Here is an 8,477-nt window from a genome sequence, read left to right on the forward strand (position 1 = left end):
GTGGTCCAGTTGTTGTGCGACTCTGATGCCCGAGTGTTCGGGCAGGAAGAATCGACGACGACATGGCAGCGAACAAGCGCCGGCGGCATACGCCGGATCAGATCATCCGCAAGCTCGCCGAGGGCAACAAGCTCCTCGGAACCGGGCAGGAACTGGCCGAGGTGTGTCGACACCTGCAGATCACCGAGTCGACGTGGCATCGCTGGGTTGCCCAGTACGGCGGGATGAAAGCCAACGACGCCAAACGCCTCAAAGAGTTGGAGGCCGAGAATGCCCGCCTGAAGAAGCTGGTCGCCAACCAGGCCCTCGACATCGACATGCTCAAGGAGATTTCGTCGGGAAACTTCTGACCCCGAACCGCAAGCGCAGCGCCGCACTGATGCTGCGCGAGCGGTTCGGGGTCTCTGAGCGCCGAGCGTGTGCGGTGGTGGGCCTCCACCGCTCCACGATGCGCCTGACACCCGCGCCGATCAGCGATGAGGAATCCGAGCTGCGGGCGTGGCTGCGCACGTTTTCCACCGAGCGTCCCCGCTGGGGATGGCGCCAGGCCGCGATCGCGGCCCGGCGAGCTGGCTGGCAGGTCAACAACAAGCGCGTCCGCCGCCTATGGCGCGAGGAAGGCCTGCGAGTTCCACAGCGCCGCAAGAAGAAACGCTTGACCGGCATCGGTGCGCCGGTCGGGACGATGTGTCCGATCCGGCCGAACGTGATCTGGGTGATGGACTTCCAGTTCGACACCACCGCCGACGGGCGAACGTTGAAGATGCTCAACGTGATTGACGAGTTCACCCACGAGGCCCTGGCGATCGAGGTCAACCGGTGCATCAACGCCGACGGCGTTGTTGACGTCCTCGACCGTCTGGCCCTGATGCATGGGGCACCGGCCTACGTGCGGTTCGACAACGGACCCGAGTTCATCGCCCACGCGGTCAACGACTGGTGCCGGTTCAACGGCACCGGCTCGCTGTTCATCGATCCCGGCTCCCCGTGGCAGAACGCCTGGATCGAGTCGTTCAACGGCCGGCTGCGCGATGAACTGCTCAACTCCTGGCGCTTCGACTCACTACGGGAAGCCCGCGTCATCATCGAAGACTGGAGGATCGACTACAACGCCAACAGGCCCCACTCCGCCCACCACGGGCTCACCCCAGCCGAGTTCGCCCTACAGTGGACCACGACCCACCAACCCCAAGCCGCATAGCGACTGGACCACCAAACGGGTCCCCCTCACCAGGATGCATTTCGGAGTCGATTGCCTAGCTTGCGCGGGCTTTGAGTGGCCGACGCACAGAAGTGCGAAGGCGTACGCTTCGCCCCATGACCGCCCAGAATGGCTCTATTGGCCCTCCCGAGGGAGCTGTCCACGTCGATGCCTGGGAAGGGCCGGCGGACGACCGCTTCCGATTCTTCCGAGGCACTCGCCGTGGTGAGCGTGCGGCCGTGGAGATTGTTGGGTTCCAGTTCGCCTACGGGCGCGTTGAGCGGGTGGCTCATCTTCATGCTGACCATATAGATCTGAAGGTGACCGACATCGAGAGTCTCGTCGCAGACCTGTCGGCTGCCAGAGATGAAATCCAGAGCCTGGAGAAGGATTGACGTTACGGCGTCAGCATTGAAAACGCCTCTTGCGCAGGGCTGGTGCCCACCGCGGCAAGCAGGGGCATCAGGCTGACTACCGGGTGCTTATCCCGCAGAAGGCGCGCGCTTTCGCAACCGCAGCACATTAGACGTTTCGTTTCCGCGCCAGCGATTTGCGGATTGAGGTCCTCGACAAAGAGGGCATTTCCAGGGTTCGTCGTGAGCTCATGGATCCGATCCTCGCGCCGCCCACTGCGTGGTCGGCGCACTGTGGGCCAGGCGCCCCCCGGGAACAACAACCTCGGCGAGGCGGTGGGTGAAATAGCCGGTGCCGCAACCCACATCGAGAACATCAGCGCCGGGCCCCGCGCCGCTGGCGATCACCAGCTCACCCCAGATTTGGGCGCGGCGGCCGAGAAACGCGATGTCGGTCAATGATTCATACAGGTAGGGATGTCGGACCAACCCGCGATCGTCATCATCGGCGATGCTGGCGTGCGGTTTGAGACTCAAAGCCATCGAGGATGCTCCCGGTGATCCACGCTTACCCCGCCGACAACGACAACCCCGCCGAGCAACACCGCCACAACCAGGACTCCCCCGCCACAGAACATCGCCACTGACTCAGCCAGCACCGATAATGCTCAGGCGCATGGGTGGGTCAACACTCGAAGAACCAACGCGGGTCAACTTCCAGAAACCACGAAGCCTTCCCGGGAATTGCTGGCATCAACGGACCCGATCCGACCATGCTCACACAGGCCCATGCCAGCACTCGGATGTCGGCGCGACAATGCGCTCCAGCTGGGCACGAGCACTACATACCGTTCTAGATTGCCTTGTGACCCACAGTAACCCGTCGCAGGCACCGCGAATCTACCATTTTAGATAGTACTATCCTGAAGCGTAGATCCGCGATCGCTCGCCCGGAATCAAAGGGATGCCATGACCTCTGCAACCGCGATCACTGCGCGCGTGCATTCACTGAATCGCCCCAACATGGTGGCGGTGGGCACCATCGTATGGTTGTCCAGTGAGTTGATGTTCTTTGCGGGCCTGTTCGCGATGTACTTCACCGCCCGCGCCCAGGCAGGTGAAAATTGGCCACCACCTCCTACCGAGCTGAACCTCGCGCTGGCCGTCCCGGTAACTCTGGTTCTCATCGCCTCGTCGTTCACCTGCCAGATGGGCGTATTCGCAGCTGAACGAGGTGACGTCTTCGGGCTGCGCCGCTGGTATGTCGTGACATTCGTGATGGGATTGTTTTTCGTGCTCGGCCAGGGCTACGAATATCTCAATCTGGTCGACGAGGGCACCACGATGGCCAGCAGCGCCTACGGTTCGGTGTTCTACATCACGACCGGATTCCATGGCCTGCATGTGATTGGCGGCCTGGTCGCCTTCATCTTGTTGCTTGCCCGCACAAAGATGAGCAAGTTCACCCCGGCGCAGGCAACCGCTGCCATTGTGGTGTCCTACTACTGGCATTTCGTCGACATTGTGTGGATAGCCCTGTTCGCCACCATCTACTTCGTTAGGTGATCCCGCAATAGGGCGCGGTGACCGGGCGTGCACGGTCTCACTGCCCTTGAGGGGGACCCGTGAGCGCAGAACCGCGCAGCACCACGACGACTGACCGTGCGGGGCTACCCCGCACGGTCATAGGGTGGTTCAACGATGGCAGAGCAACGTGATCACAACAGGTGCGCCAGTGATCATCGTCAACGTCCCCGACAGCGCCAGGCGGTGGACGAATTGCGACATCCATCCGACGGGTGTGCTCAAGCGAACGGCGCGAGCGGTCACGGCGGTGGCGGCGGCCCCCAGCGTGACACCCGCTACTACTGGGGAATGCCCGGCCAGCCGGGCCAGCCCGCTCAACAGCGGCTCGCGCCCGTGGCGCCGCGCGGCGGAGTCGTCGGCGCGCATCTCAACTAACGCGCCGACCGCGTGTACCGACGCCGAAAACAAGGGAAGGCGTGGCATCGCAGTCGCCAACGCCCGCAGCAGCATGAGCAACTCGGTGTGGCGACCCGCTACGTGGGCCTGCTCATGGGCAAGCAGCGCGGCCAATTCGTCGTCGTCAAGAGTCTGGACGGCGCCGGAGGTGACCACAATGGTGTGCGGTCGGCCTGCCACGCAGTACGCAGTGGGCTCGTCGGTCAGTAGGACCACCACCCCGGGGTCGTCTGTGGCCAAACCGGCAATGCGCGCCGCATCAGCATGTTCGCGGCTGCGCCTGCAGAACTGTCGTAGCGTCCCGACCACACGCCGCGCCACGATCGCTGAGGTGGCCAGCGCCGCCGCGCCGACCACCACCAAGGCCACATGACCTGCCCATCCCACGTGGTTGAGCGCCAGAAGCATGTCCAGGCAGTACCTCACCCGTCCGGCGGGATGGACTGAGGCAAGTTCGCGCAACACAGTGAACCCCGCCGTAAGCCACACCCCCACGGCGAGGCCAATCACCGTTAACCACACCGTCACCGACAGCCGTGGACTGCGGCCACTGCGGGTCAGCCGGTAAAGTACGGGAGGACCCTGCCAGGTCAACACCGCGCCGTACAGCAAGAGGCAGAAGGCGGCGTTCATGACGGTGGACGTCGACGCGCGGCTTTGCGCAGCGCTGAGCGGATCTGGGCAGACTCTTCGTCATTGATCTTGGTGAGGAAGAAGTTCAGAACAAGGTCGGCGTCTCCACCGGTGTGCAACGCCTCACGCATGAGGTCGGCCGAACGCTCCTCACGCGTCATCGCGGGCCAGTAGCTGTAGGCCCTGCCCACCCGCTCGCGTCTCAACCAGTGTTTGCGGTGCAAGTTGTCCATGGTGGACATCACCGTCGTGTACGCGATATCGCGCTGCTGGGATAACTCGTCGAATACGTCGCGCACCGTTACCGGTTCGGCGTAGGACCACACCGTGTCCATGACAACAGCCTCCAAGTCGCCGAATCCTCGCTGCTGGCCCAGAACGACCACTCCCATCCCCTCGTGCGGTGCCGGCACGACGCCGTTGCTGTGAGGCTAGCGGCTCGCCGTGCCTTGCACCATCGCTGGCCCCGCCCCACACGCTGCTGAGCCGTCGCGACAGAACCCGAACACCACCTCACCCACGTTCTGCACTGGTGAGGTAAAACTACGCACTTCGCTAGTAGGTGGTGAGAGCCCTGTTCGCAACCCCCGAGGTGCTACAACTCGCCCCACAGTCGCGACCGTGAAAAGCGCACCCGGGCGCCGACACGTCGAATTCACCGCGCAGCGCTTTTCTCACCTGTACGACAACAACTTACGTATGACCTGCGTAGATGGCGGACGCGGGCATGTTCCTCGACGTGATGAACCAGCGGCGTAGGGAAACAATCATGATTGAGCCGGTGCCGGCTTGCCTGTTCGCGGGACTTGTCGGGGTGGCGCGGTCTCCGGCCATCGGCCCTGACCGAACCGCAACGCGTTCCGCTTCGGTGTCAGAAGTGAACCAGCACTCAGAGGTGGGGTGGACTAACGATCGGCTTGCGCGCAGGTCAGGCTGTCGCAATCCCTCGCGATCATCTGAGCATGTAGCCGATGCCGCGCACAGTGTGGATCATCGGCTCGCGGTCGCTGTCGATCTTTTTGCGCAGGTAGGAGATGTAGAGGTCGACGATGCTGGACTTGCCGCCGAACCCGTAGTTCCACACCCGGTCCAGGATCTCGGCGCGGCTCAGCGCTCGGCGCGGGTTACGCATGAGGTAGCGCAGCAGTTCGAACTCGGTCACGGTGAGGTTGATCGGTTCACCGGCCCGGGTGACCTCGCGGCTGGCCCCGTCGAGCACCAAATCGCCGACCTCCAGGGTTTCATCGGAGACCGGCGTGGTGTGGCTGGAGCGGCGCAGCAACCCGCGCAGCCGGGCCACCAACTCCTCGAGGCTGAACGGTTTGGTCATGTAGTCATCGGCACCGGCGGTCAGTCCCGATACCCGGTCCAGCACCGAATCCCGGGCGGTCAAAAACAGCGTGGGCGTGTAGCCGTCGGCCTCACGAACCCGCTGCAGGATCTGCAGACCGTCGATATCGGGCAGCATGATGTCGAGCACCAAGACGTCGGGTTCGATCTCGTCGAACTTCGCTACCGCGTCGTGGCCGCTGTGCGCCACGTCGACTTCCCAGCCCTCGTAGTGCAGGGCCATCTTGACCAGGTTGGTCAGCGCCGGCTCATCATCGACCAGCAACACCCGGATTGCTGATCCATCGGTGCGGTGGATCTTCGGCAGCTGTCCGAGGATGGCCTGGCGGGGTTGCTGGGCACGGGGAGGAACCGACATCGCCGTCATATTTCCATTGTGCGGAGTGCATAGGCCCGCGTCACGGAGTTCATATCGAGTTCTAAGGAAACGCTGTAGATATCAGACACCGCGACCCTACTGCCTGTGAAAAATTTCGGTGATCCATATGAAAATCGGTGCAAAATAAACGGCTTCGCCCAATGGGGTGAACCGCGCGGTGCTGGTGATTGGGTTTGGATGCCGCCATTTCGCTGTCCTATCAGGCATATTGAGTGTTATGCGCATCCCCGAAATATTTGGCTTCTCTATGCATGTCACGAATTTCCTTGCACCTGCCCTGGGCGATAAATACCCTCGGCCTTAGCAATTGGGTGTTGCCGAGTTCCAACGGGTCTAGAAACGGGCCCGGGTTGTGCTGCGCTCCAACGCCTTTCGAAGTTGTCTACTGACAACGGCGTCAAATAACTTTGTGTGGACTCGCAACGAGGCGGGTACGCACAATCTTCAACTCCAGTACGGAGGCGCGCAATGCAGCAAACCACCCAACTGTCCGACCGGGTCCGGGCGATCTTGCGATACGACCTGCCCGCCTCACTGGTGGTGTTCCTGGTCGCCCTGCCGTTGTCGCTGGGTATCGCCGTCGCCTCGGGCGCTCCCGTTCTGGCCGGCATCATCGCCGCGATCGTCGGCGGCATCCTCGTCGGCATTCTGGGCGGATCACCGCTGCAGGTCAGCGGCCCCGCGGCGGGCCTGACCGTGGTGGTCGCCGGACTGATCTCGCAGTTCGGCTGGGCGGTCACCTGCGCGATCACCGTGTGCGCGGGCGTCCTGCAGGTGCTGTTCGGCCTGAGCAAGGTGGCGCGCGCCGCACTGGCCATCTCCCCCGTCGTGGTGCACGCGATGCTGGCCGGCATCGGCATCACCATCGCCCTGCAGCAGATCCACGTGCTGCTCGGCGGCAGTTCCAACAGCTCGGCCTGGGCCAATGTCACCGCACTGCCCGGAAAACTGATCAACGCTCACGGCCACGGTGTCGTTTTGGGCAGCCTGGTGATCGCCATCCTGGTGGCGTGGCGCTGGGCACCCAAAGCGGTGAGGAAGGTGCCCGGTCCGCTGGTGGCGATCGTCGGCGTCACCGCACTGTCGCTGCTGCCGGCTTTCGGTGACGTCACCCGCATCCAGATCAACGGCTCCCTGATCGACGCGCTGTCCCTGCCCTCCCTGCCCCAGGGCAACTGGGGCGCGTTCGCCGCCGGTGTGCTCACCGTCGCACTGATCGCCAGCGTCGAGAGCCTGCTGTCGGCGGTGTCGGTGGACCGCCTGCACACCGGCCCGCGCACCAACTTCGATCGCGAGATGATCGGCCAGGGCACGGCCAACATGGTTTCGGGCGCCATCGGCGGGCTGCCCGTCACCGGTGTCATCGTGCGCAGCTCCACCAACGTCGCCGCCGGAGCCCGCACCCGGGCGTCCGCGATCCTGCACGGTGTGTGGATCCTGGCCTTCGCCGTGCCGTTCGCCGGCCTGGCCCAGATGATCCCGACCGCCGCCCTGGCCGGCCTGCTGATCGTCATCGGCTGCCAGCTGGTCAAGCGCGCCCACATCGAAACCGCCTGGCGCACAGGCGACCTCGCCGTCTACGCGGTAACAGTGGCCGGCGTGGTGTTCCTCAACCTGCTCGAAGGCGTGCTGATCGGCCTCGCGCTGGCGGTCGCGCTGACCGTGTGGCGGGTGGTGCGCACCAACATCGTCTCCGAGCCCACCGGTACCGACACCTGGCGCGTCGCCATCGAAGGCTCCTGCACCTTCCTGTCCCTCCCCCGCCTGACGAGCGCGCTGGCGCAGGTGCCGACCGGCACCGCGGTGACCGTGGAGCTGTCGGTCGACTTCTTCGACCACGCCGCCCACGAGACCATCGAAGCGTGGCAGCGCCAGCATGTGGTCACCGGTGGCACCGTCGACATCCACGACGTCGGTGCGGTTGAGATGGGCAGCGCCGTCGCCGGTCCGCCGATGCGTGGCTTCACACCGTTCGACAAGCGCTCCGGCGTGGTGCCGTGGAGCTCCTGGCAGCGCGAAGAGACGGCTTCGGTGCTGCACGGCCTGGCCGCCTACCACCGTCGCACCGCCCCGGTGCTGCGCCCGCACATGCAGGAGCTGGCGCACGCCCAGCGGCCCGAGACACTGTTCCTCACCTGTGCCGATTCGCGGGTCGTGCCCAACGTCATCACCAGCAGCGGCCCGGGCGATCTGTTCACGGTGCGCAATATCGGCAACATGATCCCGGCCGGGCAGGCCGACGCGTCGATCGAAGCCGCCATCGCGTTCGCCGTCGGCAAGCTCAGCGTCACCTCGATCGTGGTGTGCGGGCACTCCAGCTGCGGTGCGATGACCGCGATGCTGGGCAAGACCGACGCGGGCGACAAGCACCTGGAATCCTGGCTGGCCCATGGCGATCCGTCGATCACGGCCTTCGACGAGGGTAATCACCCTGTTGCGCAGTCCGCGGCCGAGGCCGGCTTCGGAACGGTGGATCAGCTGTCGATGGTCAACATCGCGGTGCAGGTACAGACGCTGCAGGCCCACCCCTTGGCGCGGCGGGTCAACGTGATCGGCCTGTTCTACGACATCGCCAGCG

At 64.2% G+C, this 8,477-nt stretch carries 8 protein-coding genes; 4 read left to right on the forward strand and 4 right to left on the reverse strand.

Going from position 1 to position 8,477, the window contains the following annotated elements; all coding sequences use genetic code 11:
• Positions 1-62 precede the first annotated feature (62 nt).
• Together ACNQVK_RS04785 and ACNQVK_RS04790 are read left to right on the forward strand one after the other, a co-directional pair.
• Positions 63-1,201 (forward strand): IS3 family transposase gene (locus tag ACNQVK_RS04785; protein WP_109777097.1). Its coding sequence is split into 2 segments (ribosomal slippage): positions 63-333 and positions 333-1,201, totalling 1,140 coding nucleotides; the frame shifts between segments, so codons are not numbered across the junction.
• 116 nt (positions 1,202-1,317) lie between these two features.
• Positions 1,318-1,596 carry a hypothetical protein gene (locus tag ACNQVK_RS04790; protein ID WP_065052401.1) on the forward strand — a complete coding sequence of 93 codons (279 nt, stop codon included), beginning with the start codon at positions 1,318-1,320 and terminating at the stop codon, positions 1,594-1,596.
• A 207-nt stretch (positions 1,597-1,803) separates the two neighbouring features.
• Here the strand turns inward: ACNQVK_RS04790 and ACNQVK_RS04795 are convergent, their stop codons facing one another.
• Positions 1,804-2,097: a hypothetical protein gene (locus ACNQVK_RS04795; protein ID WP_065052399.1), complete on the reverse strand. Its 294-nt coding sequence runs from the start codon at positions 2,095-2,097 to the stop codon at positions 1,804-1,806.
• A 426-nt stretch (positions 2,098-2,523) separates the two neighbouring features.
• Between ACNQVK_RS04795 and ACNQVK_RS04800 the strand changes: the two genes are divergently transcribed.
• The gene (locus tag ACNQVK_RS04800; protein WP_065052397.1) at positions 2,524-3,120 is read left to right on the forward strand and encodes a cytochrome c oxidase subunit 3; all 597 of its coding nucleotides are present in this window, start codon (positions 2,524-2,526) and stop codon (positions 3,118-3,120) included.
• A 129-nt stretch (positions 3,121-3,249) separates the two neighbouring features.
• Here ACNQVK_RS04800 and ACNQVK_RS04805 read toward each other — a convergent pair whose 3' ends face one another.
• The 3 genes from ACNQVK_RS04805 to ACNQVK_RS04815 all read right to left on the reverse strand — a co-directional run bounded on the left by ACNQVK_RS04805 (position 3,250) and on the right by ACNQVK_RS04815 (position 5,887).
• Complete coding sequence (locus ACNQVK_RS04805) at positions 3,250-4,170, reverse strand: M56 family metallopeptidase (protein WP_065052395.1); 921 nt, start codon at positions 4,168-4,170, stop codon at positions 3,250-3,252.
• Complete coding sequence (locus tag ACNQVK_RS04810) at positions 4,167-4,562, reverse strand: BlaI/MecI/CopY family transcriptional regulator (protein ID WP_065052394.1); 396 nt, start codon at positions 4,560-4,562, stop codon at positions 4,167-4,169. The genes ACNQVK_RS04805 and ACNQVK_RS04810 overlap by 4 nt, the downstream gene beginning before the upstream one ends.
• Before the next feature lie 560 nt (positions 4,563-5,122).
• Positions 5,123-5,887, reverse strand: a complete 765-nt coding sequence (locus ACNQVK_RS04815) for a response regulator transcription factor (protein WP_065052392.1) — start codon at positions 5,885-5,887, stop codon at positions 5,123-5,125.
• A gap of 480 nt (positions 5,888-6,367) precedes the next feature.
• On the opposite strand from ACNQVK_RS04815, the gene ACNQVK_RS04820 reads away from it, so the two are divergent.
• The coding region (locus ACNQVK_RS04820) for a SulP family inorganic anion transporter (RefSeq protein WP_418028617.1) at positions 6,368-8,477 on the forward strand (2,110 nt) is incomplete at its 3' end.

The organism is Mycobacterium sp. 134, from assembly GCF_048282715.1.
GTDB classification, from domain to species: Bacteria; Actinomycetota; Actinomycetes; order Mycobacteriales; family Mycobacteriaceae; genus Mycobacterium; species Mycobacterium septicum.